The organism is Streptomyces sp. NPDC036813 (assembly GCF_055609245.1).
Genome location: NZ_JBVJPV010000008.1, coordinates 301,424 through 325,875, shown reverse-complemented (window position 1 = coordinate 325,875; position 24,452 = coordinate 301,424). Strand labels below are relative to the sequence as shown.

Genomic DNA, 24,452 nt, shown 5'->3' with positions numbered 1-24,452 from the left:
CGCCCGCCCGCCGCAGCCACGTACGACGGCGCCCCGCACCTCGCGCGCCACGGCGTTGCCACCCGCCCCCCGCCACGATGCCGGTGCACCCGCGTACGGCGGCGAGGGGCCGGGGTGGGGGGTGTCCGCCCGCAGCGTCCGGCACCGGGCAACAGTGAGCGTGTCGGACGCGGACGGCCGGACCGAGGACGGACCCCCCACCCCGGCCCCGACTCGGAAACCGGCCGTAGGCACGACCGCAACCGGCCACCGAACGGAAACGGGCCGCCGCAGGCACAAAAAGGGGCGCGAGGAACGGCGCGAGCAACCACAACGCAACCCGCACAGGCCGCCGCAGGCAGACGCGCCCAGCCCCACGCACCCGCAGCCGACAACGCACACCCAGCGCCGCAGGCACCCGCAGGCACCCCCACTCAAGACGCCCTGCTCAGCGCCCGGTCCGGGGACCGGCGCGTGTCCGGGACCGATGCCGGGTCGGGCGCCGCCCGCGTGGCCCGCCACAGCCGCACGAGGGACCAGACCGCGGCCGCCGTCAGCAGTCCGTTGCGGGCCAGCATCAGGCCCACACCCGTGGTCGTACTGAGGATCACCTCGCGGTACAGCACCGGGTACACCACCACGCTCACCGCCGCCGCGACCGCGACCAGCACCGCCACCGGCCGCTGCACCGTGCGCCGGACGGTCAGGCAGGCCGCGGACAGCCCCAGGAGCCAGATCAGGTACTGAGGGCTCAGCACCCGGCTGGTGATCGTGAACAGCAGCACCGCCGCCAGGGCCGCGTCGCACGGCGTGGCCGCAGTCCACCGGCGGGACCGCAGCCGCCAGGCCAGCAGCAGCGCGAAGGACACGGCGGTCAGCGCCAGCGACGCGTGGGCGACCGCGGTGACATGCGGGCCGACGAACTCCATGGCCCCGTACTGGTACCGCACCCGGCCCGGCCAGCCGGCGTGCCGGGCGAGGCCCAGCAGCGTGCCGCCGAGCGACTCGATCTGGACGCCGCGGCCGCCCTGGTTGCCGAGGAAGGACAGGGAGTTGCGGAAGACCACGCCGAGCAACGCGCACGTCACCGCACCCGCCGCCGCCGCCCAGATCCACGCCGCCCGGGTCGCCCGGCCTTTCGCCGTGCCCAGCAGCACCAGCACCGGCCACACCTTCACCAGCGCCCCCAGTGCCGCGAGCGCCCCGCCCACGCGCGGGAAGCGAGGCAGCGCCAGCAGGCCGAGCACGGCGAACGCGGTCACGATCACGTCGTAGCGGGCCAGCGGCAGGTGCAGCAGCAGGGGCAGGCCGCACGTCCAGTACCAGGCGCCGATCCTGCTGCCGCCGGCCCGTCCGCCCGCGCGAGCCAGTGCGAACGTGACGGCCGCGTCGCACAGGAGCGTGAGCAGCACGAACGCCTGAAGGTACGTCAGTCCCGGCAGCGCCGCCGGCGACAGCATCACCAGCCCGGCGCCCGGCGGGTACTGCCACAGCGTGTCGTGCGCCGGGAACGCGCCGTGGGCGAGGACGTTCATCCAGTGGTGGTAGAGGCCCCACACCTCGTGCGCGACCCTGCCGTTGCCGAGTGCCGCCGGGGTGCTGTGCGTGAGGATCCACAGCATCAGGCCGCGGGTGGCGAGCCACGCGGCGGTCAGCGGGACGGCGCGAACGAGTCGTCTTGTCATCACGGCGGATCGTAAGACGGACGAATGCCGTGTCAGGTGTCATCCGGCCTGTCGACGCCGAAGGCCATCAATTCGGGGCAACTCCGGGCGGCTCGTCCTGCTGCGCCGCTGCGTCGAGCGCCGTCGTCAGCCGGTCGAGGCGGCCGCGCAGTTCACGGATCTCGTCGAGGTCGAAGCCGGTGGAGGCCATGATCCGGCGGGGCACCTGCAGGGCGTGCTCACGCAGGGCCGTGCCCTCCTCGGTGAGCCGCACCCGGACCGACCGCTCGTCCTGGGCGTCGCGCTCGCGCCGGACCAGGCCGGCCGCCTCCAGTCGCTTCAGCAGCGGTGACAGTGTGCCGGAGTCCAGGCGCAGGTGTTCGCCGAGCTTCTTGACGGGCAGCTCGCCCCGCTCCCACAGCACCAGCATCGCCAGGTACTGCGGGTAGGTGAGCCCGAGGTCCTTGAGGATCACGCGGTAGACGCCGTTGAAGGCGCGGGACGCGGCGTGCAGCGAGAAGCAGATCTGGCGGTCCAGGCGGAGCCAGTCCTCCTGCTCGGCGGTCGGCGGGGTGGTCGGGGTCATGAGGTCCAGGGTAGCTCTGACGGGCCATTCGGTTGTGGGCAGCAAAGCGTCACCCAATGAAGTTGTAAGCCATTAGGTTGTGCACAACTGAATTTCGTGCTCTACTTGAGTCCGTCACCGACACCGAGAGGGAAGGCCCGTCATGGACACGCTCTACACCGCCGTCGCCACCGCCACCCACGGCCGCGAGGGCCGTGCCGTCAGCTCCGACGGCCGGCTCGACCTGCAGCTGGCCATCCCGGTGGAGATGGGCGGCAACGGTCAGGGCACCAACCCCGAGCAGCTCTTCGCCGCCGGTTACGCCGCCTGCTTCGCCAGCGCCCTCGGCCTGGTCGGCCGGCAGGCCAAGGTGGACGTCAGCGACGCCGCCGTGACCGGCGAGGTCGGCATCGGCAAGCAGGGCGAGGGCTTCGGGCTCGCCGTCACCCTGCGCATCGAGCTGCCGGCCCACATCGACGAGGCCACCGGCCGCAAGCTGGTGGAGACCGCCCACCAGGTCTGCCCCTACTCCAACGCCACCCGCGGCAACATCCCCGTCGACCTGGTCATCGAGTAGTCCCCGCGCGCGCCGCGCTTCTCACGGACCGGTCCCGCGAGCGTCCGTCGCTCCTGATCGAGCAGTCCCGCGCGAGCCCGCAGCGCCTCAGCGCAGTCCCGAGCCCGCCCGCCACTCCTCACCGGGGAGTCGCGGGCGTGCCCGTGCTTCTCGCGCGGGAGTCGCCCGCCGTGCCCCCGACCCGCGCGAGCACCTCCCCGGTCCGCCCGCTCCAGGCCACCACGACCGCCTCCGCGGGCAGCCGGCGCCGGGGCGTCAGCAGCAGCCACCGCACGTGGTAGCGGCGGGCGATGGCGGTGCGTTCGGCGCGGGTGGAGCTGTCGGCGAGGTAGGCGTTCACGTCGGCCTGACGCCGCAGCCGCTCGTGCTCGTCCAGCGCCGGGTCCGGCCAGGTCGGCGCGGCCAGGTCGGGGCCGTATCCGGGCAGCAGGCGCTTGGCCCGGTAGCCGTCGGCGATGACCGCCTCGCCGGGCCGGATGTACCGCGCGGCCCAGGCGTACGACGGCCAGTGCGGGGGCTGTTCGAAGCCCACGGGGTCCAGCCAGCGCGGTACGACCGCCCCGGCCTGCACCGTGCAGAAGCCCACCCCCGCCGTCACGGCGGCAACCGCCCCCAGCGCCCTGCGCCCCGTCCGCCACGGCCGGGGCGCCGCCAGTTCCACCGCGAGCGCGATCTGCGGTGGCAGCAGGGCCGCGCCGAGAACCCGGCCGTAGGTGTAGTGGCCGCTGATCCAGCCGTACGCCACGACCAGGCAGTCCAGCGTGAACATCAGCACCAGCGGATCGCCGCACCCGTGCCGCCGGGCCCGCAGCCACAGCGCTGGCAGCCCCGGCAGCAGCGCCAGCCAGAAACGGCCCACGAGGTCGTCGTAGAGGCCCCGGTGGATCGCGTCCACGCTGCCGTTCCCGACCAGCGCGAGCACATCGCAGTACGGCCACACCGCGGCCGTCAGCAGCGCGACCGCGCAGGTCAGCGCCCAGCGGGCCACCACGGCGATACGCCGTCCGCGCTGCCGTCCGGCCACCAGCGCCACCGCTCCGGTCGTCGTCGCCACGAAGGTGATCGGATGCACGAGAAGGATCGCGCCGTACAGCACGCCCAGGGCCGCGTACCCGGCGAAACCGCGCAGGCCGCTCGGGCCGACGTAGCGCACCCGGCGCGTGTCCCGGGCCCGCGTCCCGGTCAGCGCCCACGCCCACAGCGTCAGCCCGAGCGCGGCGGTGGAGGGATAACCGAGGTTGGTGGTCATCGCGATCAGGCTCGGACAGCCGCTCCACAGCACCCGCTCGGTGCCCCACAGCAGCGTCATCGCGCCCAGGGCGAGCACCGGCGCCCACGGGCGCGGGGTGAGCGTGCGCACGAAGCGGCCGAGGCCGGTCAGCAACAGCAGCAGGTTGAACGGCCCGGCCAGCCGCACCACCTCCCGGCCGCCCAGCCCGGTCAGTCGCGCGAAGACGCCCTCGGCCAGCGCGTACGGCGAGTAGTACGGGCTGCCCGCGCCCGGCAGATCGGCCATCGGGTGGCGCGGATGCAGCAGATCGGCGCGCAGCCGTTCGATCACCGCCGCGTGCTGCCCGGCGTCGCAGCACAACGGCACCCGCCAGTACGCCAGCGTCATCACCAGCCAGAACAACAGGCCGGCGGCCTGGTACGGCGTCGGGCGCCACTGTCGTCCACCGCGCCGGGCGGTCGCACCGCGCGCGGGCCGGCGGACGAGGGCGTCGGGGCTCGCGCCCGCGGTCACGCCCGCGTGGGCACCCGCGCTCATCGGACGACCGGATGATCGAACATTCGGGGCATTGGGCTTATATGCCCGCACGGTCCGGCGCAGGTCGTCGGCCGCGCCGCCGCTCACCCCGTCGGGACGCTACGTCACCCGATCGGCCGTCCGCGCCCGCCGCCGCCCCCGGGTCGGCCGGCCGGGCGCCAGGTGGGCGGCCGGGACGGAGTGGGCCGCGAGGGGCTGGACGGCATGGGAACTCCCGGGACTCAAGGACGTTCAGAGGACGGTCGGTCGGTGGTGATCGGCCGATGACGGCCGGTCGGTCGTGAGCCGGTCGGCGACGGCCGGTCGGTGGTGAGCCGGTCGGCGACGATCGGTCGGTGATGGCCGGCCGGTCGGTGTCGCTCGGTCGGCGTGGTTCAGCGGTGACGGTCAGCGGGGCTCGAGAGAGGCTCGCGGACCCTGTGGCGACGGCACGGTGGCGAGCGGGCTGCGCGCGGTGCCCGCCGGCGGCACGGGGTGCTCGGGGCACACGATCCACGCCGTGCGGATGTGCGGGGCGTGGGTGCCCAACGCGGTCTCCGGCGCGCCCGGGTCACCGCCGTACCCGGGTTCGCTGTCGGCCGTGATCACCGCCCGGTCGGCACACAGGTGCAGGCACCGCCGGACGCGGTGGTGCAGCCGCAGCGCGACCACCCGCACAGCCCGGGCCAGCCGTACGGCGAGCCGGCCGGTCCGGCGTGCCCCGGCTGACGCCAGCCGCAGCGCGCGCACGGTGCGCAGCAACCCGGACCGGATGGCGCACGACCGCGACAGGGCCGACTTGAGACACGCGGGCAGATACGCCTGCACCTGGTACGCGGGGACGATGACACTGAACCTGGGCAACGGGCATCCATGGTCTCGGCACGGGCGTTTGCCCGGCAACGGCCCAGGTGGGGGACGGGTTACGGCCCGTACGGCATCCGGGGGAACGGCGAAGGGCGCACCCCTCGCCGTCCCCAACCGTCCCGGCGGCGCGGCTACTTGACCGCGCCCGCCATCACCCCGGACACGAACTGCCGCTGGAACGCGAAGAACACGGCCAGCGGGACCACCATCGAGATGAACGCGCCCGGCGCCAGCACGTCGATGTTGTTGCCGAACTGCCGTACCTGTGTCTGCAGCGCGACCGTGATCGGCTGGGTGCCGGACTTGGTGAACACCAGCGCCACCAGCATGTCGTTCCACACCCACAGGAACTGGAAGATGCCGAGCGAGGCGATCGCCGGCCCGCCCAGCGGCATCACGACCCGCGTGAACAGCCGCAGTTCGCCCGCGCCGTCCAGCCGGGCCGCCTCCAGCAGCTCGCGGGGGATCTCCGCGAAGAAGTTGCGCAGCAGGAACACCGCGAACGGCAGGCCGAACCCGACGTGGAACAGGATCACCCCGAAGATCGTGCCGAACAGGCCGAGCTTGCCGAACAGTTCGGCGATCGGGATCAGCGCCACCTGCACCGGCACCACCAGCAGCCCGACCACGCCGAGGAACCACCAGTCACGGCCCGGGAACTCCATCCACGCGAACGCGTAGCCCGCGAGCGAGCCGATCACCACGACCAGCACCGTCGCCGGGACCGTGATGAGCACGGTGTTGATCAGCGAGTTGGTGATGTCCGGGTTCTCCAGCAGCTTGGAGTAGCTGGCGAAGGTCAGCTGGGACGGCTTGGTGAACACCGTCCACCAGCCGCTGGCGCTCATGTCCTCGGGCGTGCGCAGCGAGGAGATCAGCAGACCGATCGTCGGCACCAGCCAGAACAGGCCGACGACGATCAGGAACGCGCGCACCGCGCCGCCGCTGACCCAGCCCGCGAGCCGGGAGGCCGGCGACCGCTTCGCCTTCACCGTCCCGGCCGGCGGCGGCACCGCCTGCGCCAGACTGCCGGCGTCCGCCGTCATCGCCGCACCTCCCGCCTGAGCCGCCTGATGTTGAACCACATGACGGGAATCACGAGCAGCAGCAGGAACACCGCGATCGCGCTCGCGATGCCCGGCTGGTCCTCCGAGAAGCCCTTGCGGTACAGCTCCAGCGCCAGCACGTTCGCGTCGTCCTGCGAGGAGCCCGGGGCGATGATGAAGACCAGGTCGAAGATCTTCAGCACGTTGATCATCAGCGTGACGGCCACGACCGCGAGCACCGGCGCCAGCAGCGGCACCGTGACCCGCCGGAACACCTGCCACTCGTTGGCCCCGTCGACCCGCGCCGCCTCCAGCAGCTCACGTGGCACGCCCGCGAGCCCGGCCGCGATCAGCACCATCGCGAAGCCCGCCCACATCCAGATGTACGACCCGATGATCGAGGGCGTGACCAGCGACGGGCCGAGCCAGTCCAGACCGTTGTACGGCTGCTTGAAGTTGCTCGCCGGGAGTCTGAGCTGCGCCCCGGCGGCCTTGTCCGGCAGCGTGAACGTGCCGTCGTCGCCGGCCGTCGTGGACGCCACCACCTTGCCGTCCTTGACCGCCTCGATCCGCATCCCGGCATACCCGAGTTCGGACGGGTCGGGCGAGCCCAGCTTGCCGACGCCCTTGCCGCGCGTGAAGTCCTGCCAGGTCGTGCCGGTGATCTTCCCCGGCTCGGCCTTGGGCGGCACGGCCTTCTTCGCGCTGCCGGGCATCTGGTCGGGCGCGACACCGACCAGCGGCAGCAGGACCGGCTGCCCCGCCTGCACCGGTGTCGTCGTGACGAAGCCGCCACCCTCCGGCTTCAGCGGCGAGTTGCGGCCCGGGTGCGCCTTGGGGAACGCGGAGGACTGCACGAACGTGTCGTGCACGCCCACCCACACCGCGTTCGCGACACCCTTGTCCGGGTCCTGGTCGTAGACCAGGCGGAAGATGATGCCGGCCGCGAGCATGGAGATCGCCATCGGCATGAAGACGACCAGCTTGAACGCCGTGCCCCAGCGCACCCGTTCGGTCAGCACCGCGAAGATCAGCCCCAGGGCGGTGGCGACCGTCGGCGCGAACACCACCCAGATGATGTTGTTCTTCAGCGCGGTGCGGATGCCCTCGTCCGTGAAGAGGGCCTTGTAGTTGTCGATGCCGGCGAAGGAGTGGCCGGACTGGTCGTAGAAGCTGCGCACGACCGAGTACCCGATCGGGTACACCACGAGCGCGCCGAGCAGCACCAGCGCGGGCAGCAGGAACAGCGCCGCCACGGTCTTGCGGGTGCCCGTCACGCTCTTGCGCCTGCGAGGAGCGGCAGGGGTCTTGGAGACCCCTGCCGCCGTGGCCGACGCCATGACGTCAGCTCCCGTAGGCGGCGGCCGCGTCCGCCTCCAGCTTCCGCTGCGTGCCCGCGACGTCGCTCGGGTTCTTCAGGAAGTCCTGCAGGTCCTTCCACTCGCCCTTGCCGGGCGTGCCGCCGAAGGACTGCGGGGCCTGGTCGGACATGTCGAACCGGAAGTCGTCACCGGAGTCGATCAGCGCCTTGGCGATCTTGCGCTGCACCTCGTTCGGGTACGCCGAGTTCGGCACGCTCTTGTTCGGCGACAGGTAGCCGCCCAGCTTGGCCTGGATCGTGGCCGCGTCCGGCGAGGCCAGCCACTTCGCCAGCGCCTGCGCGCCCTTGGAGTCCTTCAGGATCACCGCCGCGTCACCACCGGAGACCACCGGCGCGGTGCTGCCCACGGTCGGGAACGGGAACACCTTGGCGTCCGTGCCCACCTTCGCCTTGGTCTCAGCGATGTTGACCTGCGCGAAGTCGCCCTCGTAGACCATGGCGGCCTTAGGCTGGTCACCGCCGGTGAAGGTCTGCGTGACCGACGCCGGGAACTCCGTCTGCAGCGCGCCGTCCGGGCCGCCCGCGATCCAGTCCTTCTTGCCCCAGATCTGCGCCAGCGTGGTCAGCGCGTCCTTCACGGACGGGTCCGTCCACTTGATCTTGTGCTGGGCGAGCTGGTCGTACTTCTGCGGACCGGCCTGCGACAGATAGACGTTCTCGAACCAGTCGGTGAGCGTCCAGCCGTCCGCGCCGCCGATCGAGAACGGCGTGACACCGGCGTCGGACACCGTCTGCGCGGTGTTCAGCAGGTCCTTCCACGTCTTGGGCTCTTTCGCGGCCGCGTCCTCGAAGACCTTGGCGTTGTACCAGATCAGCGACTTGTTGGCGGCCTTGTAGTACACGCCGTACTGCTTGCCGTTCACCTTGCCGATGTTCTGCCAGCCCTGCGAGTAGTTCTTGCTCAGCTCGGACTCGACGTCGGCGTTCACCGGCTTCGCCCAGCCCTTGTTCACGGCCTGCTTGATGGCGCCGGGCTGCGGCAGCATCGCCACGTCCGGCGGCTGCCCGCCCGCGATCTTGGAACCGAGGAAGTTGATGATCGGGTCCTGCGCGGGCACGAACGTGACGCTCGCGCCGGTGCGCTTCTCGAACTCCGAGAGGACCTTCTTGAAGTTGGACTGTTCGGCGCCGGTCCAGACGGCGGCGACCTCCAGGTGGGTGCCGTTCAGCTTCGGCAGGTTCAGGCCGCTGTCGCTGCCGGCGGCGCTGGGCGTGGAGCCGCCCGTGTCGGTGCCGCCCTTGTCGCCGCCGCCCCCGCACGCGGCGAGAGAGAAGGCCAGGGCGCTCGCGGCCACGGCCGCTGCGGCCCTCGCTCCCTTGGTGTTCCGGATGGTGCTGCTGCTCGTGGTGCGCATCACTTCCCCGTTCTTTCGTTCGTCGTCGAACGATCGAGTGTTTGCCCCGTGGCGTCTGGTCTACGCCGGGTCAAAGGGGTCGGCAAGACCGCGAAGGGTGTCAACCCGGGGATCGTGACCGCGTCGTGATGGGTCTTGAGCCTCACTGAGCCCGTGTCCGAGGAAACGCCCGCCTCCCGCCCCCGCGCTTCGGGAGCCGAGCCGCGCGGGTCGGCTAAAGGAGTGACGGGACCTGCGCCGCCGACACCTCCTTCGCCGCTCTCTGCAACGCGCTGGCGAGGAGCGCCAGGTCCGTCGGGCCGTTGCCCAGCTCGCGCACCGGGCGGCGGGCCGGCGGATCGCCCATCCGGTGCCACTCCAGCGCGACGACCGTCGGGCGCAGCGTCGCCGTACGCGGGATACGGCCCGTGACGCGCCCCGCCTGGAACGTCGTGGTCCGCCCGCGCGCCCCGGTCAGCCGCCCCCGGCCGGGTGACGGGGCGTCCGGTCCGGCCTCCGGAGCCTCCAGCACGATCCGCAGCGCCGCCTGCCGCACCGGCTCCGACTCGGCCGTACGGCCCCCGGGATGGGCAGCCGCCACCAGGTGCACGCCGAGCCGCTCGCCGTCCCGGGCCACCGCCTCCAGCGCCCGCATCACCGAACCGGCGGCCGGCCGGCCCGGCGCGCCCAGCGGGGGCGCGACCAGGGCGTCCAGGTCGTCGACGACCACCACGAGGCGGGGGAGCGGGGGAGCGGCCTCCGCCTGCCGACGGGCGGCCGCGGAGGGGCGCAGCCGCAGGGTGGCGCTCGGCGGGGCGTCGAGGTCGGCGGCACCGGTCGAAGTCCCGGCCGAGGTACCGGTCGAGGTACCGGTCGGTGTGCCGGTCGCTCCGGCGGCCGTGGCGGGGGAGCCGCCGGTGGGGTGAGCGGTGCCCGCGAGGCCGTGCGCGGTGCGGGCGCCCGGCGCGGTGCGCTGGGCGACCAGACGGCCGGAGACCTCGCGGTGCCGGTGCCACTCGGCGAAGTCCGAGCGGCCCAGCAACTCGGCCCGCCGCTTCAGCTCCGCGCTCAACGACTGCGCGAACTCCCGCATCAGCACCGGGTCGTTGGCGGTGAGGTGGGTCGTGACGTGCGGGACGTCCCGGCACACGTGCAGGCCGTCGCCACCCGCGCCGCTCACCCGGTCCCGGCCGTCCATCAGCACGATGCCGAGCCGGTCGGGCCGCTCGGCCGCCGCGAGCGAGGCGACCACGGCCCGCAGCAGCTCGGTGCGGCCGCTGCCGGGCGGCCCCTCGACAACGAGGTGCGGGCCCTCGGCCACCAGGTCCACGGTGACCGGGCCGCGCGGGCCCGCGCCCAGCACCGCCCACGCCCGTCCGCCGAGCGCCTCGGCGTCGTCGGCCGCGTCCGCCCACCGCGCCATCAGCGACGTCGGCGTGGCCCGGGCCAGACCCAGCTCGTCCAGGAGGCGGGCCGACGACGGCAGCGGGGCCGACACACGCGCGTGCTTCTCCCCGGCCCCGTCCGGCCGCAGCGGCGCCAGCGCCCGCGCGAAGCGCTCCGCCCAGGCCGTGGAGACCGCGTCCACCACCGCGACCGTGCCGTGCCCGACGGGCGCCGGGTCCGGTGCGGGCGCCACCCGCAGCAGGCGCAGCGCGCTCGCCACGTCACCGCTGAGCAGGGCGACGGCACCGCACTGACGGAACGTCGGAGCGGCCGCGCAGGCCGCCTCGTAGGTGTCGGTCACCGGGGAGGCGGGGGAGGCCGGGGCCGTCTCGGCGAGGCACACCACATGGATGCCGGCGCGCGGGCCGTCCAGCGCGAGCCGCGCCACCGTCTCCCGCAGCCCGGCCCCGCCCGGGTCGCCGTCCACGACGAGCACCGTGTACGGACCGGGGAAGGCGGTCGACGCGCCCTGAGCGCCGTCGCCCGGGGCGTCGTCGTCGGGGCGGGCCCAGGAGGGGCGGCGCGGGGGCGCCTGGGTGCCCTCGGCAGCGGCCGGCGTCATCGGTACGGCGGGTCCGGTCCCGGTGTCCGGGCGGGACGGTGGCTGGTCGGCGAGGTGGTCCGCCAGGCGGCGCAGCAGTTCGTCGGTGCGGGCGGCGGCCTGCTCGCGGTCGTAGGCGAGCAGCAGGCGGCAGTCCTGTCCGTGACCGGGGCGGACATGGGGCAGCCAGCCGAGCCATCCCCATTCGGCCGTGCGCTCTTCCAGCGTGCGCGCACGGTCGACGCTGATCAGCACGATCTCCAGCACGTCCGGGGAGTGCAGCGCGGCGAGCTGGGCGACCACCGCGCGGGCCAGCCCCGACAGCCTCGGACGCGGCCCGGCCAGCCCCAGCGCCCCGGCCTCGCGCAGACCGGCGGTCACGGGCACGGCGGGCAGCAGGCCGCAGCCGTCGGGCGTGGTGCGGTCGGCCGTGCCCAGCCGGACGGTGAGCGCCTCCGGGTGGCCCGGGCCGCGCTCCCACAGCCGGGGGCCCGGGCCGAGCGCGGTGAGCAGCAGAGCCGCCGGATCCGGCCAGGTCTCGGCGCGGGCGGTGGCCGTGTCGGCCGTCACGGGCGGCGCGGGGGCGGGCCGCTCGCCGTCCGGTGCGGCGGACGGCGCGCCGTCGGCCTCGACCTGCGTCGGCGCCTGCTCCGACTCGCCGCGTCCGCCGGTCAGCCGGCGCGCCCACGCCGAGAGCCCGCCGCGCCGTCGGCCGCCGCCCCTGCGACCGCCGGCCTCGGCGTCGTCACCGTCGGTGAGGGGATGCGGATGCGCGGACGCTGGGTCGTGGGCGTCGGCGAGCGCGCCGAACGGGACGCCGCCGCCGTGCGTGTCCAGGGCGCGGTGGTGGTCGGCCGGGGCGGTTGAGGCGGCGCGCGGAGCGGGCGTACCGGAGGCGCCCGGAGCGGGCGCACCCACGGCCGGCGGACCCGGGACCGTCGTACGGGGAGGGCCGCCGGGGGCCGCCGCGCCGCCGTAGCTCTCGGCGCGGGGTGCGCCGCCCTGGCCCGGCACCGTCGCGGGTTGTGCGAGAGCGGCCGGCCGGGGCCCGCCTCCGTGCGGCTGAGCCGCGTCCCCCGCCGCGCGCACGCGCAGGTGTCCCTCGCCGTCCGGCGCCGTCGCCACGCGTACGTGTCCCTCGCCGTCCGGTGTCGTCGCCACGCGTGTGCCCGGGCCGCCGGGCGGGGCGAGCCGCAGGGCCGACTCGCCGATCCGCAGCAGGGAGCCGGGCGAGAAGCGCACCGCTCGCTCGCCCACGCGCGTGCCGTCCAGCGTGGTGCCGTTGGTGGAGTTCAGGTCGGCGACCGTGACGCGGCCGTCGGCGGACAGGGTCACCGCGCAGTGCAGCCGGGAGACGTCCGGGTCGTCGAGCGGGACCTCGGCGTCGGCGGAGCGGCCCACCCGCACCTCGCCGCCGTGCAGCAGATGGACGCCGCCCGCGTCGGGGCCGGCCACGACCTGCAACTGGGCAGGGGCGTCGTCCAGCTCCGGATGGGGTTCGGGATCGGCGGGCGCGCCCAGCGAGAGCACGGCGCCGTCGGTGAGCGGGGGCTCGCCCAGCGTGCAGCGCTGTGCGTCGAGCCGGTCGGCACCCGCGTACAGCACGACCGGGCCGTCACCGGCCTGGACCGCCGCGGCGAGCGCCGACGCCACCGCGGCCAGGGCCGTGCCCGCGGGGGCCGTCACCAGCACGTCGCAGCTCGCGGCGCGGCCGCGCGCCCCCGGGTGCGGGGCCTGCGGATCTACGACGGTCAGCCGGATCTGCATCGGCGTCAGCGGTCCCTTCTGCGCGGGCGGCGCGGACTCCCCCCACCCCACACGAGCACGACGGCCAGTTGCTTCCAGGCATCCTCGCACCTGCCACTGACAACACGCCCACGTGTCCAGGACAAGTGATCTTGATTGGTCGGCTCTGCCCGCAAAAGTGCTGGACCCGGGCGGCAGCGGCGACCGCTTGAGATCGGTCACGTCCGCTTCCGGCAACCCGTGAGACCACCTCGCGCGTCTTTCGTACGCAAGACGTACAGATCTCCGACTCCGCCGGTGCCCGGCACCACGGCACTACAGTGGGTCGGAACGTAGGCAAGGCAAGCAGCAGGGAGCGCGTGACGTGCGGCCAGTCGGCAGCAAGTACCTGCTCGAGGAGCCGCTCGGACGCGGCGCCACGGGCACCGTCTGGCGAGCCCGCCAGCGGGAGGCCGCGGGCGCCGAGGCGGCCGTGGCGGGCCAGCCCGGCGAGACCGTCGCCATCAAGGTCCTCAAGGAGGAGCTGGCGAACGACGCCGATGTCGTGATGCGGTTCCTGCGGGAGCGGTCCGTCCTGCTCCGGCTGACCCATCCGAACATCGTCCGGGTGCGCGACCTGGTCGTCGAAGGCGATCTGCTGGCGCTGGTCATGGACCTCGTCGATGGCCCCGACCTGCACCGCTACCTGCGCGAGAACGGCCCTCTCACGCCCGTCGCCGCCGCCCTGCTCACCGCGCAGATCGCCGACGCGCTCGCCGCGAGCCACGCCGACGGCGTCGTCCACCGCGACCTGAAGCCGGCCAACGTCCTGCTCAAGCAGGACGGCGACCAGATGCACCCGATGCTGACCGACTTCGGCATCGCCCGGCTCGCCGACTCGCCCGGCCTCACCCGCACTCATGAGTTCGTCGGCACGCCCGCGTACGTCGCCCCCGAGTCCGCCGAGGGCCGCCCGCAGACCTCGGCCGTCGACATCTACGGCGCCGGCATCCTGCTGTACGAGCTGGTCACCGGCCGCCCGCCGTTCTCCGGCGGCAGCGCGCTGGAGGTCCTCCACCAGCACCTGAGCGCCGAGCCGCGCCGTCCCTCCACCGTCCCTGACCCGCTGTGGACGGTCATCGAGCGCTGCCTGCGCAAGAACCCCGACGAACGGCCCAGCGCCGTCAACCTCGCCCGCGGACTGCGGGTCGTCGCCGAGGGCGTCGGCGTGCACGCGAGCTCCGCGCAGATCGCCGCCGCCGAGGGCGTCGGCGCCCTGCTCGCGCCCGACCCCGCGCCCGCCGCCGTACCGGGCGTGCCCGGCGCGGCCGACCCGACGCAGGTGCTGCCGCACGGCGCCGGGGGGTACGACCCGAACGCCGCGACCAGCTTCCTGCCGCACACCGGCGCCCCGGCCGGCGCCGCCGACCCCACCGCCGTCCTGCCGCACACCGGCCCGGGCGCCGGAGCGGCCGACCCGACCGCCGTCCTGCCGCCGGTGCCGCAGCACCAGCCCGGCCAGCAGGGACAGGGCCAGTACGGGCAGCAGGGGCAGTACGGCCAGCAGGGGCAGCAGGGCCCGGATCAGCCGCACCCCTGGCAGACCCAGCTGCGCGCCGCCCGCGACCGCAACGAGCAGACGCAGATCCAGTACCTCGACCCGAACGACGACCCGCTGCGCCGCCGCCCCCAGCGGCAGGTCGCCCGGCCCCAGCAGCCGGCGCCGCGCCCGCAGCAGCAGTCCGCCCCGCAGGGCCGGCAGCCGCGCTACCAGCAGGGATACGGCTACCCGCAGGGTCAGCAGCCGCAGCAGTACGCGCCGCCGGCTCCGCCCCAGCAGCCGCAGCGGCCGGTCCGCGAGCCGCGGCCGGCGCGCCAGCGCAGCGCCAACCCGATGAAGATCCCCGGGCTCGGCTGTCTGAAGGGGTGCCTGTTCGTGATCGTCATCCTCTTCGTCGCCGGCTGGATGATCTGGGAGTTCACCCCGCTGCAGGACTGGATCGGGACCGGGCGCAGCTACTGGGGCGAGCTGAAGCACTGGTACGACACCGTGACCGGCTGGATCGGTGATCTGGGCGGTTCGTCCGGCGGTTCGTCGGGGGGCAGCAGCAACTGACCCGCCGGCGCGAGTCTGGAGATTTGTCGACAACGGACGGGTGATTTCCGTCTCCGCGGTGAACGCCGGCTCCTCGGACGCGTAGCTTTAGCGACAACACGCGTCTGTAGGAGCAGTCTTGGCACGGAAGATCGGCAGCCGGTACACCGCCCACCAGATCCTCGGCCGGGGCAGCGCCGGCACGGTGTGGCTGGGCGAGGGCCCCGACGGGCCCGTCGCCATCAAGCTGCTGCGTGAGGACCTCGCGTCCGACGAGGAGCTCGTGGGCCGCTTCGTGCAGGAGCGAACCGCGCTGCTCGGCCTGGAGCATCCGAACGTGGTGTCGGTGCGGGACCTGGTCGTCGACGGCAACGACCTCGCGCTGGTCATGGACCTCGTGCGGGGCACGGACCTGCGGACGCGGCTGGAGCGCGAGCGGCGCCTCGCGCCGGCGGCGGCCGTGTCGATCGTGGCGGACGTCGCCGAGGGACTCGCCGCCGCGCACGCGGCCGGGGTCGTCCACCGGGACGTCAAGCCGGAGAACGTCCTGCTCGACATGCAGGGCCCGCTCGGGCCCGGCGGCTCGCACCGGGCCCTGCTGACGGACTTCGGGATCGCGAAGCTGATCGACACCCCGAAGCGGACCCGCGCCACGAAGATCATCGGGACGCCGGACTATCTCGCCCCCGAGATCGTGGAGGGCCTGCCGCCGCGGGCGGCGGTGGACATCTACGCGCTCGCGACGGTGCTCTACGAGCTGCTGGCGGGCTTCACGCCGTTCGGCGGCGGGCATCCCGGGGCGGTGCTGCGGCGCCATGTCACCGAGACGGTGGTTCCACTGCCCGGCATCCCGGAGGAGCTGTGGCAGCTGCTCGTCCAGTGCCTGGCCAAAGCCCCGGCGTCCCGGCTGCGCGCCTCCGAGCTTGCGGTACGGCTGCGGGAGCAGCTGCCGATACTGGCCGGCCTGCCTCCGCTGGACGTCGACGAGCCGGACGCGGACGCGGAGGGCGACGAGGAGGCCGAGGACGGCGACGGCACGGGGGAGCCGGCGGGGGACCCCGCCCGGACCCGGGCCCGCCGGGGAGCCGTCCCGCTGGTCCGCGGCGCGGCGCCCGACTCCAACCGCGACACGCATACGTCGATGAGGGTGCCGGGCCCCGACGAGCTGGCCGGCGGAGCCCTCGGCACGGCCCGCGCGCCCCGCGCCGCGGGCGCCCCCCGCCCCGGCTCCGCCCGCAACCGCGCGACGGCCGTGCGGCGGCGCCGGCTGACGTTGGGGGTGGCGGGAGTGCTGGTCGCTGCCGCGGTGGGCATCGGGGCATGGGCCGCCGCATCCGACGACGAGGGCTCCCCTTCCCCGAACACGAAGAACTCGGCCCCGGTCACGCCGTGAGGTACGGCGCGGGGTGAGCCCCGACTCAGGCCGTGAGGTACGGCGCGGGGTGAGCCCCGACTCATGCCGTGAGGTACGGCGTGTGGGGAGCGCCGGTCATGCCGTGAGGTACGGCGTGGGGGGAGCGCCGGTCATGCCGTGAGGTGAGCGCCGGTCACTCCGCGACGCAGGCCGCCTCACGCCCGACGCTGCCGCAACAGCCCGGGGCTGCCCGGACCCGACCAGGGGCTCCGCCCCTGGCCCCGGGGCGTTTCCCACCCACCCACCCGACTCCCTTGCGCAAGAGCCACCGCCCGGGGCTCCGCCCCAGCCCCCGACGGCCTCCCCCCCCGGGGCCCCAGTGCGGCGGCCCGCCCCCGGGCGGGGTCAGGGGCGCGCCCCCGGATCTGACCCCGCCCGGCCCCGCCGAGGGGCTCGGCCCCGGACTGCGGCGGGGGTAGACGCCCCGGGCCCCTGCGCGGCAGGCCTCCGGGCCCGGGCGCCGGCAGGCCTCCGGGCCCGGGCGGGGTCAGAGGGCGCGTCCCCGAATCCGCCCCGGCCCCGGCGGGGCAGGCGCCGGATCCGGGCGGGGGTCCGGCCCATGCCCCGGTGGGGCGGGGCCGGCCCGGGTCCGGTGGGGCGGATCCGGGTCCCCGTGCAGCCGACGGCAGTCGCCCGGCGTTGGTCGGACGGTGGAGCCGTTACGCTGGAGGCGTGGCAGTCGTCGATGTATCCGAAGAGCTGAAGTCCCTCTCCTCGACCATGGAGTCGATCGAGGCCGTCCTGGACCTCGACAAGCTGAGGGCAGACATCGCCGTGCTCGAGGAGCAGGCGGCCGCGCCGTCCCTGTGGGACGACCCGGACGAGGCGCAGAAGATCACCAGCAAGCTCTCGCACCTCCAGGCCGAGGTGCGGAAGGCCGAGGCCCTGCGCTCGCGGATCGACGATCTCGCCGTGCTCTTCGAGATGGCCGAGGAGGAGAACGACCCGGACACCCGTGCCGAGGCCGAGTCCGAGCTCGTCTCCGTCAAGAAGGCGCTGGACGAGATGGAGGTCCGCACGCTGCTGAGCGGCGAGTACGACTCCCGTGAGGCGCTCGTCAACATCCGCGCCGAGGCCGGTGGCGTCGACGCCGCCGACTTCGCGGAGAAGCTGCAGCGGATGTACCTGCGGTGGGCGGAGCAGAAGGGCTACAAGACCGAGCTCATCGAGACGTCGTACGCCGAAGAGGCCGGCATCAAGTCGACCACCTTCGCGGTGCACGTCCCCTACGCCTACGGCACCCTCTCCGTCGAGCAGGGCACGCACCGCCTCGTGCGCATCTCTCCCTTCGACAACCAGGGCCGCCGCCAGACCTCCTTCGCGGGCGTCGAGGTCCTCCCCGTCGTCGAGCAGTCAGACCACGTCGACATCGACGAGTCCGAGCTGCGCATCGACGTGTACCGGTCCTCCGGGCCCGGCGGTCAGGGCGTCAACACCACCGACTCCGCGGTGCGCATCACGCACCTGCCGACCGGCATCGTCGTCTCCTGCCAGAACGAGCGCTCGCAGATCCAGAACAAGGCCACCGCCATGAACGTCCTCCAGGCCAAGCTGCTCGAGCGGCGCCGCCAGGAGGAGCAGGCCAAGATGGACGCCCTCAAGGGCGACGGCGGCAACTCCTGGGGCAACCAGATGCGTTCGTACGTCCTGCACCCGTACCAGATGGTGAAGGACCTGCGGACCGAGCACGAGGTCGGAAACCCCGAGGCGGTCTTCAACGGCGAGATCGACGGTTTCCTCGAGGCCGGAATTCGCTGGCGCAAGCAGCAAGAGAAGTAAGTTTGTCGACAAAGCCAACCGCCCCTCTCGCAGGGGCGGTTGGCGTTTGTCCAGGTTTTACAGCACGCTCACACTCGCCAACCCGCGGCAAAGATCCCCTTATCCGGACATCGCGCCCGCAACGGCCTTGACGTTGCTTTGAAAAATGGGAAGGGTTGGGCGCGGCATGCGTATTTCTGGGGCGCATGTGAACCGGGGGAACGTGAGCAAACGTGCTGCCTCCTCCGTCGATCACCGTCCCGAGCGCCGCCTCACTGACGATCAGCTACTGGGGGTAGCAACCACATGACCAAGAAGACGCGGATCCGCGTCGCGCGGATAGCCGCCGGCGCCGTGATCGCGGCCGGTGCCTCCCTGACGGCGGCAGGCGCCGCCTCGGCACTCGACTTCAATGTCGGCGTGAGCCTCGACAGCGGGACGACCGAAGGCTCGACCGAAGGGGCGACCGAAGGGACGACCCAGGGCACCACCGAGGGCACGACCGAGGGCGCCACCCTGGGCCTGACCGAGGGCACCTCGCTGGGCACGACCGAGGGCACGTCCACGGGCACCTCCGAGGGCACGTCCACCGGTACGTCCGAGGGCACGTCCACGGGCACCTCCGAGGGCACGTCCACCGGTACGTCCGAGGGCACGTCCACGGGCACCTCCACCGGTACCTCGGCGGGCACGTCCACCGGCACGTCGGCGGGCACCTCCACCGGTACGTCCGAGGGCACGTCCACGGGCACCTCCACCGGTACCTCGGCGGGCACGTCCACCGGCACGTCGGCGGGCACCTCCGCCGGTACCTCGGCGGGCACGTCCGCCGGTACCTCGGCGGGCACGTCGTCCGGCACCTCCGCCGGCAACGACGGTGGTAACGGCAACGGTGGTAACGGCAACGGCGGCAACGGAAACGGCGGGAACGGTGGCGGCGGTTCCACCACCGGCGGTTCCACCGGCGGTGACCACACCGACCCCAACGGTGGCAGCTCCACCCAGGAGGAGGGCTCCTCGGCCCTGACCGACACCGGTGAGGCCACGTCCTCCACCGGCGGTTCCGCCGCCTCCGCCCAGGGCAAGGACGGCCAGCTCGCCGAGACGGGTGCCGGTCAGACCGCGTTCCTGGTCATCGGCGCCGCCACGATGATCGCCGGCGGTATCGGCTTCCGCATCCTGCCGCGCCTCGCCGCAGGCCGCGGCGCTGCCGCTGCCTGACGGTAGCGACAGCGGCACCAGCGGTAACGGCAGACGCCGTACAGCGCACGACGAAGGGCCCGGAGCATCCCGCTCCGGGCCCTCGGTCGTCGTCCGTGCGCTGCGGTGACCGCCTGCTACACGGTCTGGTGCGCCAGCAGCGCCACCGCCGCGATCAGCGCGGCCAGCAGGGCGATCAGCGCCACGGGGTTCAGTCCGGCGAAGAAGTTCTCCTGCTGCAGCCGCTCGCGGTTCGCACGGCACACAGGGCACCGGCCCTCGCTCACGGGCGCCGCGCAGCTCGCGCACACCAGCCGGTCGTACGTCATGCGCTCGCCCTCCTTGAACCGGTTTCTGTCCCGTACAACGCATACGGAAACGCGAACGTTCCCCCTACCACTGTGCCAGGTTCCATCGGAGGCTGCGCGGGGCCCTGCGAAGGGGGCGCCTTACGTGGGCGTCGTCACCGGCGTTGCAATGTTCCGTACAAAAACGTACAAGCCTCGCTCAACCGTTACCGGTGACTGCGCGCCCACACCCGCTTCGCGTATGGTCACGCTCATCTACCCCCGGCGACCCGTGGTGCATCCGTGATCCGATTCGACAACGTCTCCAAGGTCTACCCCAAGCAGACCCGCCCCGCCCTCAGGGATGTCTCCCTCGAGGTCGAGAAGGGCGAGTTCGTGTTCCTCGTGGGGTCCTCCGGCTCCGGAAAGTCCACCTTCCTGCGGCTGATCCTCCGCGAGGAGCGGTGCAGCCACGGACAGGTGCACGTCCTCGGCAAGGACCTCGCGCGCCTCTCCAACTGGAAGGTGCCGCAGATGCGCCGCCAGCTGGGGACCGTCTTCCAGGACTTCCGTCTGCTGCCGAACAAGACGGTCGCGGAGAACGTCGCCTTCGCGCAGGAGGTCATCGGCAAGTCCCGTGGCGAGATCCGCAAGTCCGTGCCGCAGGTGCTGGAGCTGGTCGGCCTCGGAGGCAAGGAGGACCGCATGCCGGGCGAGCTGTCCGGCGGTGAGCAGCAGCGCGTCGCCATCGCGCGCGCGTTCGTCAACCGGCCCAAGCTGCTGATCGCGGACGAGCCCACCGGCAACCTCGACCCGCAGACCTCCGTCGGCATCATGAAGCTGCTCGACCGGATCAACCGGACCGGTACGACCGTCGTGATGGCGACGCACGACCAGAACATCGTGGACCAGATGCGCAAGCGCGTCATCGAGCTGGAGAAGGGACGCCTCGTCCGCGACCAGGCCCGCGGCGTCTACGGCTACCAGCACTGACCGACGCGTACGAGACCGCATCCAAGCCACGGAAAGGCATAACCAGCCGCCATGCGCGCCCAGTTCGTCCTGTCGGAGATCGGTGTGGGTCTCCGCCGCAACCTGACGATGACCCTCGCGGTGATCGTCTCCGTCGCCCTCTCGCTCGCCCTGTTCGGCGCCTCGCTCCTGATGAGCGACCAGGTGAGCCAGATGAAGGGCTTCTGGTACGACAAGGTCAACGTCTCGATCTTCCTCTGCAACAAGAGCGACGCCGAGTCCGACCCCAACTGTGCCAAGGGCGCGGTGACCGCGGACCAGAAGAAGCAGATCCTCGACGACCTGAAGAAGATGACGGTCGTCGACAAGGTCGTGTACGAGTCGCAGGACGAGGCGTACAAGCACTACAAGGAGCAGTTCGGCAACTCGCCGCTGGCCAGCTCCCTGACGCCGGACCAGATGCAGGAGTCGTACCGGATCAAGCTGAAGGACCCGGAGAAGTACCAGGTCATCGCGACCGCCTTCAACGGGCGTGACGGCGTGCAGTCGGTGCAGGACCAGAAGGGCATCCTGGACAACCTGTTCACGCTGCTCGGCTATCTCAACCTCGGCGCGCGCGGCGTGATGCTGGTGATGCTGTCGGTGGCGCTGCTGCTGATCGTCAACACCGTGCGCGTCTCGGCGTTCAGCCGCCGGCGGGAGACCGGGATCATGCGGCTGGTCGGCGCCTCCGGCCTGTACATCCAGGCGCCGTTCATCATGGAGGCCGCCGTCGCCGGGGTGATCGGCGGCACGGTCGCCTGTACGTTCCTGGTCCTCGGCCAGTACTTCGTCATCGACCACGGTGTGGCGCTGTCGCAGAAGCTGCCGCTCATCAACTTCGTCGGCTGGGACGCGGTGTTGACCAAGCTGCCGCTCATCCTCGCCGCGAGCTTCCTGATGCCCGCGTTGGCCGCGTTCTTCGCGCTGCGCAAGTATCTGAAGGTGTGACCAACGCCAAGAGGGCCGCGGGGGCAAGAGCCCCTGCGGCCCTTCGTCGTTGTCCTAGACTCACCGCCATGTCAGGTCGTGACCTGTTCTGTCAGCCCCGCCGCATCGGCCGCGGGGCCACCCTGACCTTGGTGTTCGCGAGCGTGCTCGTCGCGGGAGCCGCGACCGGTTCGCTGCCCGGCACCGATCGCAGGACCACGGCGGACACGGTCCGGGCGGCCACCGCCCCCGGCGGGCGCCACGAGGCGGTCGCCCGGGCCGCCGCCGAGGCGATGGCCGACGGCAAGTCCCCGACGGAGGCCGCCGAACGGGCCGTCAGCCGCAGCGGGGACCGCTGGGGCGCCGTCTACTCGCAGGGCGAGTACGAGGAGTTCCAGGACGCCCTCGACGGCCGTTACACCGGCGTCGGGCTGTGGGCGCGGCGCGAGCGGGGCGGCCGTATCGAGGTGACGAAGGTCAGCGCCGGGTCGCCCGCGGCCGAGGCCGGCATCCGCGCCGGCGACCGGCTGCGCAGCATCGACGGACACGCGGTCGACGGCCGTCCCGTCACCGACGTCGTCGCCTTACTGCGCGGCGACGCCACCGACGCCGGAGCCGGTACGACGGTCAGGCTCGGCCTGGAGCGTGGCACGCGCGCGTGGACGCTCACCCTGCGCCGCGCCCGGCTGTCGACGAACTCGGTGACCGTGCACAGGCTCCCCGGCGGCATCACCGTGATCAGGATCGCCTCCTTCACCAAGGGCGTCGGCGACGAGGTGCGCGCCGCGGTACGGCGGGCGCCGGCCGACGCGGGGATCGTGCTCGACCTGCGCGGCAACTCCGGCGGCCTGGTCACCGAGGCCGTGGACACAGCGTCGGTGTTCCTCGACGGCGGCCTCGTCGCCACCTACGACGTGGACGGCGCCGAGCGCGTCCTGCGCGCCGCGCCCGGCGGCGACACCGCGAGGCCCCTGGTCGCGGTCGTCGACGGCGGGACGATGAGCGCGGCCGAGCTGCTCACCGGCGCCCTGAAGGACCGTGGCCGCGCCGTGGTCGTCGGGTCGCGCACCTTCGGCAAGGGCTCGGTGCAGATGCCGAGCCGGCTGCCGGACGGCTCCGTGGCCGAGCTGACCGTCGGGCACTACCGCACCCCCTCGGGCCGTGGCGTCGACGGCGCCGGCATCACGCCGGACCTGGACGCCGACGGCGAGGCGCTGAAGCGGGCCCAGACGGTGCTCGGCGGCCTGGGCGACACCACGTAGTTCGAGCGGGCCGGGTTAATCCACTTCCCGCGCACCCCCGGTGTGGTGCGAAAATGGTCGGCACTATGGCTAAGGAAAAAGGGCGCAAGCTGATCGCGCAGAACAAGAAGGCGCGGCACGACTACCTCATCATCGACACCTACGAGGCCGGTCTCGTCCTCACCGGCACCGAGGTGAAGTCGCTGCGCCAGGGGCGGGCGTCGCTGGTCGACGGCTTCGTGCAGCTCGACGCGCACGAGGCGTGGCTGCACAACGTGCACGTCCCGGAGTACAGCCAGGGCACCTGGACCAACCACAGCGCCCGCCGCAAGCGCAAGCTGCTGCTGCACCGCGAGGAGATCGCCAAGCTGGAGTCGAAGTCCCAGGAGACGGGGCACACGATCGTGCCGCTCGCCCTGTACTTCAAGGACGGCCGGGCCAAGATCGAGATCGCGCTGGCGAAGGGCAAGAAGGAGTACGACAAGCGCCAGACGCTGCGCGAGAAGCAGGACCGCCGCGAGACCGAGCGCGCCGTCTCGGCGGTACGGCGCAAGCAGCAGGCGTAGGGGGCCTCCCGCCGATCACGCCGGCACCCAGGGCCGGACCGACCGGGAATGCGCTGGCATCCACCGGCGTTGGTCACGTACGATGGCAGGTAGCACCGGACGTGATGCCCGGTGTGCTCATTGAAAAATCAACATGGGGATGATCGGTTTCGACAGCGGCTGTCGAAGCAGGGGAAGCGTGTCGAGGAAGCGGCCATGATCTCGTAAACCACAGGCCGAAAAAAATAATCGCCAATTCCAAGCGCGATCTCTCCCAGGGCCAGCTGGCCCTCGCTGCCTGATCTCAGGTAGCGAGCAGCGGCTGCCCTACTCATAGGGAGTGTCAGCCCGGGGGTGTTCCCGACCCGGATCCTGGCATCAGCTAGGGAACTAAACCTCTAGGCCCGGTCACGGGGTGTAGAGGGAAATCACACAGTGACTGAGCCCGTCGGAGACTTGTCCGCGTGATCTCCGGGGCTGAGAAAAGCACAGCGGACTGCACACGGAGAAGCCCTGATTCCGCACCGTTGGACGCGGGTTCGATTCCCGCCATCTCCACGAGATCCCTCCGGGGATCAACCCCATGTGGGCGAAGGCCCCGTCGCTTCGAGCGACGGGGCCTTCGTCATGGGTACGTGGGTACCGGTACGGAAGGGGTCGAAGGAACGTGACCGCATACGCACTGCGCCCGATCGGGCGCGTCGAGTCCCAGCTCACGGACCGGGCCGCGGCGCCCCGCCAGCCCGACGAGGGAGCGCCCGACGCCTGGCTCGTCTTCGACGAGCGGTACGCCGCCGCGCTCGACGGTCTCACCGAGGGCGCCGACGTGGTGCTGCTGACCTGGCTCGACCGCGCCGACCGCGACACGCTCACCGTGCACCCGCGCGGCGACGCCGCCCGGCCGCTCACCGGAGTCTTCGCCACCCGCGCGCCGGACCGCCCCAATCCGATCGGCCTGCACACCGTCCGCATCCTCACCGTGGCCGGGACGCGCGTCCATGTGCGCAACCTGGAGGCCATCGACGGCACGCCCATCCTGGACGTCAAGCCCGTCCTCACCCCGGACCGCTGACGTACACCGGGCGGTGCCGGCCCTGTG

19 protein-coding genes and 1 other RNA gene are annotated in these 24,452 nt (G+C 72.8%); 11 read left to right on the top strand and 9 right to left on the bottom strand.

Annotated elements, in window-relative coordinates:
• Window positions 1–413: 413 nt before the first annotated feature.
• On the bottom strand, window positions 414–1,664 hold the full coding sequence (locus tag ACZ67Q_RS19315) for a glycosyltransferase 87 family protein (RefSeq protein WP_471183381.1): 1,251 nt from the start codon (window positions 1,662–1,664) through the stop codon (window positions 414–416).
• A gap of 67 nt (window positions 1,665–1,731) precedes the next feature.
• Complete coding sequence (locus tag ACZ67Q_RS19310) at window positions 1,732–2,229, bottom strand: MarR family winged helix-turn-helix transcriptional regulator (protein WP_471183378.1); 498 nt, start codon at window positions 2,227–2,229, stop codon at window positions 1,732–1,734.
• 142 nt (window positions 2,230–2,371) lie between these two features.
• Between ACZ67Q_RS19310 and ACZ67Q_RS19305 the strand changes: the two genes are divergently transcribed.
• A complete protein-coding gene (locus ACZ67Q_RS19305; protein ID WP_361622338.1) occupies window positions 2,372–2,785 on the top strand; it encodes an organic hydroperoxide resistance protein in 414 nt (137 codons plus the stop codon).
• 118 nt (window positions 2,786–2,903) lie between these two features.
• On the opposite strand, the gene ACZ67Q_RS19300 is transcribed toward ACZ67Q_RS19305, so the two are convergent.
• The 6 genes from ACZ67Q_RS19300 to ACZ67Q_RS19275 form a co-directional block, all read right to left on the bottom strand.
• The gene (locus ACZ67Q_RS19300) at window positions 2,904–4,553 is read right to left on the bottom strand and encodes a hypothetical protein (protein WP_471183375.1); all 1,650 of its coding nucleotides are present in this window, start codon (window positions 4,551–4,553) and stop codon (window positions 2,904–2,906) included.
• A gap of 387 nt (window positions 4,554–4,940) precedes the next feature.
• The gene (locus tag ACZ67Q_RS19295; RefSeq protein WP_471183464.1) at window positions 4,941–5,396 is read right to left on the bottom strand and encodes a hypothetical protein; all 456 of its coding nucleotides are present in this window, start codon (window positions 5,394–5,396) and stop codon (window positions 4,941–4,943) included.
• 134 nt (window positions 5,397–5,530) lie between these two features.
• Window positions 5,531–6,445 (bottom strand): carbohydrate ABC transporter permease, encoded by a 915-nt coding sequence (locus ACZ67Q_RS19290; protein WP_471183372.1) that lies wholly within the window; start codon window positions 6,443–6,445, stop codon window positions 5,531–5,533.
• A complete protein-coding gene (locus ACZ67Q_RS19285; protein ID WP_471183369.1) occupies window positions 6,442–7,785 on the bottom strand; it encodes a carbohydrate ABC transporter permease in 1,344 nt (447 codons plus the stop codon). The genes ACZ67Q_RS19290 and ACZ67Q_RS19285 overlap by 4 nt, the downstream gene beginning before the upstream one ends.
• A 4-nt stretch (window positions 7,786–7,789) precedes the next feature.
• On the bottom strand, window positions 7,790–9,181 hold the full coding sequence (locus ACZ67Q_RS19280) for an ABC transporter substrate-binding protein (protein WP_471183367.1): 1,392 nt from the start codon (window positions 9,179–9,181) through the stop codon (window positions 7,790–7,792).
• A 214-nt stretch (window positions 9,182–9,395) separates the two neighbouring features.
• Window positions 9,396–12,914, bottom strand: coding sequence for an FHA domain-containing protein (locus ACZ67Q_RS19275; protein WP_471183364.1), 3,519 nt, complete (start codon window positions 12,912–12,914; stop codon window positions 9,396–9,398).
• Between the two features lie 343 nt (window positions 12,915–13,257).
• Between ACZ67Q_RS19275 and ACZ67Q_RS19270 the strand changes: the two genes are divergently transcribed.
• The 4 genes from ACZ67Q_RS19270 to ACZ67Q_RS19255 all read left to right on the top strand — a co-directional run bounded on the left by ACZ67Q_RS19270 (window position 13,258) and on the right by ACZ67Q_RS19255 (window position 19,360).
• Window positions 13,258–14,988: a serine/threonine-protein kinase gene (locus tag ACZ67Q_RS19270; protein ID WP_471183361.1), complete on the top strand. Its 1,731-nt coding sequence runs from the start codon at window positions 13,258–13,260 to the stop codon at window positions 14,986–14,988.
• A 118-nt stretch (window positions 14,989–15,106) separates the two neighbouring features.
• Window positions 15,107–16,360 (top strand): serine/threonine-protein kinase, encoded by a 1,254-nt coding sequence (locus ACZ67Q_RS19265; protein ID WP_471183359.1) that lies wholly within the window; start codon window positions 15,107–15,109, stop codon window positions 16,358–16,360.
• Window positions 16,361–17,053: 693 nt separating this feature from the next.
• The gene (gene prfB, locus ACZ67Q_RS19260) at window positions 17,054–18,160 is read left to right on the top strand and encodes a peptide chain release factor 2 (protein WP_471183356.1); all 1,107 of its coding nucleotides are present in this window, start codon (window positions 17,054–17,056) and stop codon (window positions 18,158–18,160) included.
• Window positions 18,161–18,445: 285 nt separating this feature from the next.
• Window positions 18,446–19,360 (top strand): hypothetical protein, encoded by a 915-nt coding sequence (locus ACZ67Q_RS19255; RefSeq protein WP_471183354.1) that lies wholly within the window; start codon window positions 18,446–18,448, stop codon window positions 19,358–19,360.
• A 116-nt stretch (window positions 19,361–19,476) separates the two neighbouring features.
• Here ACZ67Q_RS19255 and ACZ67Q_RS19250 read toward each other — a convergent pair whose 3' ends face one another.
• Window positions 19,477–19,668, bottom strand: coding sequence for a hypothetical protein (locus ACZ67Q_RS19250; protein ID WP_361622371.1), 192 nt, complete (start codon window positions 19,666–19,668; stop codon window positions 19,477–19,479).
• Between the two features lie 261 nt (window positions 19,669–19,929).
• Between ACZ67Q_RS19250 and ftsE the strand changes: the two genes are divergently transcribed.
• The 6 genes from ftsE (at window position 19,930) to tsaA (ending at window position 24,425) form a co-directional block, all read left to right on the top strand.
• On the top strand, window positions 19,930–20,619 hold the full coding sequence (ftsE, locus tag ACZ67Q_RS19245; protein WP_361622374.1) for a cell division ATP-binding protein FtsE: 690 nt from the start codon (window positions 19,930–19,932) through the stop codon (window positions 20,617–20,619).
• A gap of 51 nt (window positions 20,620–20,670) precedes the next feature.
• Complete coding sequence (ftsX, locus tag ACZ67Q_RS19240) at window positions 20,671–21,588, top strand: permease-like cell division protein FtsX (protein ID WP_361622377.1); 918 nt, start codon at window positions 20,671–20,673, stop codon at window positions 21,586–21,588.
• A gap of 68 nt (window positions 21,589–21,656) precedes the next feature.
• Window positions 21,657–22,829 (top strand): S41 family peptidase, encoded by a 1,173-nt coding sequence (locus tag ACZ67Q_RS19235; RefSeq protein WP_471183350.1) that lies wholly within the window; start codon window positions 21,657–21,659, stop codon window positions 22,827–22,829.
• Window positions 22,830–22,894: 65 nt separating this feature from the next.
• Window positions 22,895–23,374 carry an SsrA-binding protein SmpB gene (smpB, locus tag ACZ67Q_RS19230; RefSeq protein WP_471183347.1) on the top strand — a complete coding sequence of 160 codons (480 nt, stop codon included), beginning with the start codon at window positions 22,895–22,897 and terminating at the stop codon, window positions 23,372–23,374.
• 135 nt (window positions 23,375–23,509) lie between these two features.
• Window positions 23,510–23,914: a transfer-messenger RNA gene (gene ssrA, locus ACZ67Q_RS19225) on the top strand.
• A gap of 106 nt (window positions 23,915–24,020) precedes the next feature.
• Entirely contained in the window at window positions 24,021–24,425 is a 405-nt protein-coding gene (tsaA, locus tag ACZ67Q_RS19220; RefSeq protein ID WP_471183344.1) for a tRNA (N6-threonylcarbamoyladenosine(37)-N6)-methyltransferase TrmO, read from the top strand.
• Window positions 24,426–24,452 lie beyond the last annotated feature (27 nt).

Excerpts from the sequence above, each read along its gene's own strand:
- ACZ67Q_RS19305 (WP_361622338.1), top strand. The coding sequence starts at position 2,372 with ATGGACACGCTCTACACCGCCGTCGCCACCGCCACCCACGGCCGCGAG.
- ACZ67Q_RS19310 (WP_471183378.1), bottom strand. The coding sequence starts at position 2,229 with ATGACCCCGACCACCCCGCCGACCGCCGAGCAGGAGGACTGGCTCCGC.
- ACZ67Q_RS19285 (WP_471183369.1), bottom strand. The coding sequence starts at position 7,785 with ATGGCGTCGGCCACGGCGGCAGGGGTCTCCAAGACCCCTGCCGCTCCT.
- ACZ67Q_RS19235 (WP_471183350.1), top strand. The coding sequence starts at position 21,657 with ATGTCAGGTCGTGACCTGTTCTGTCAGCCCCGCCGCATCGGCCGCGGG.
- ACZ67Q_RS19300 (WP_471183375.1), bottom strand. The coding sequence starts at position 4,553 with ATGAGCGCGGGTGCCCACGCGGGCGTGACCGCGGGCGCGAGCCCCGAC.
- ACZ67Q_RS19255 (WP_471183354.1), top strand. The coding sequence starts at position 18,446 with ATGACCAAGAAGACGCGGATCCGCGTCGCGCGGATAGCCGCCGGCGCC.
- ACZ67Q_RS19315 (WP_471183381.1), bottom strand. The coding sequence starts at position 1,664 with ATGACAAGACGACTCGTTCGCGCCGTCCCGCTGACCGCCGCGTGGCTC.
- ACZ67Q_RS19250 (WP_361622371.1), bottom strand. The coding sequence starts at position 19,668 with ATGACGTACGACCGGCTGGTGTGCGCGAGCTGCGCGGCGCCCGTGAGC.
- smpB (WP_471183347.1), top strand. The coding sequence starts at position 22,895 with ATGGCTAAGGAAAAAGGGCGCAAGCTGATCGCGCAGAACAAGAAGGCG.
- ACZ67Q_RS19275 (WP_471183364.1), bottom strand. The coding sequence starts at position 12,914 with ATGCAGATCCGGCTGACCGTCGTAGATCCGCAGGCCCCGCACCCGGGG.
- ACZ67Q_RS19290 (WP_471183372.1), bottom strand. The coding sequence starts at position 6,445 with ATGACGGCGGACGCCGGCAGTCTGGCGCAGGCGGTGCCGCCGCCGGCC.
- ACZ67Q_RS19280 (WP_471183367.1), bottom strand. The coding sequence starts at position 9,181 with ATGCGCACCACGAGCAGCAGCACCATCCGGAACACCAAGGGAGCGAGG.
- ftsX (WP_361622377.1), top strand. The coding sequence starts at position 20,671 with ATGCGCGCCCAGTTCGTCCTGTCGGAGATCGGTGTGGGTCTCCGCCGC.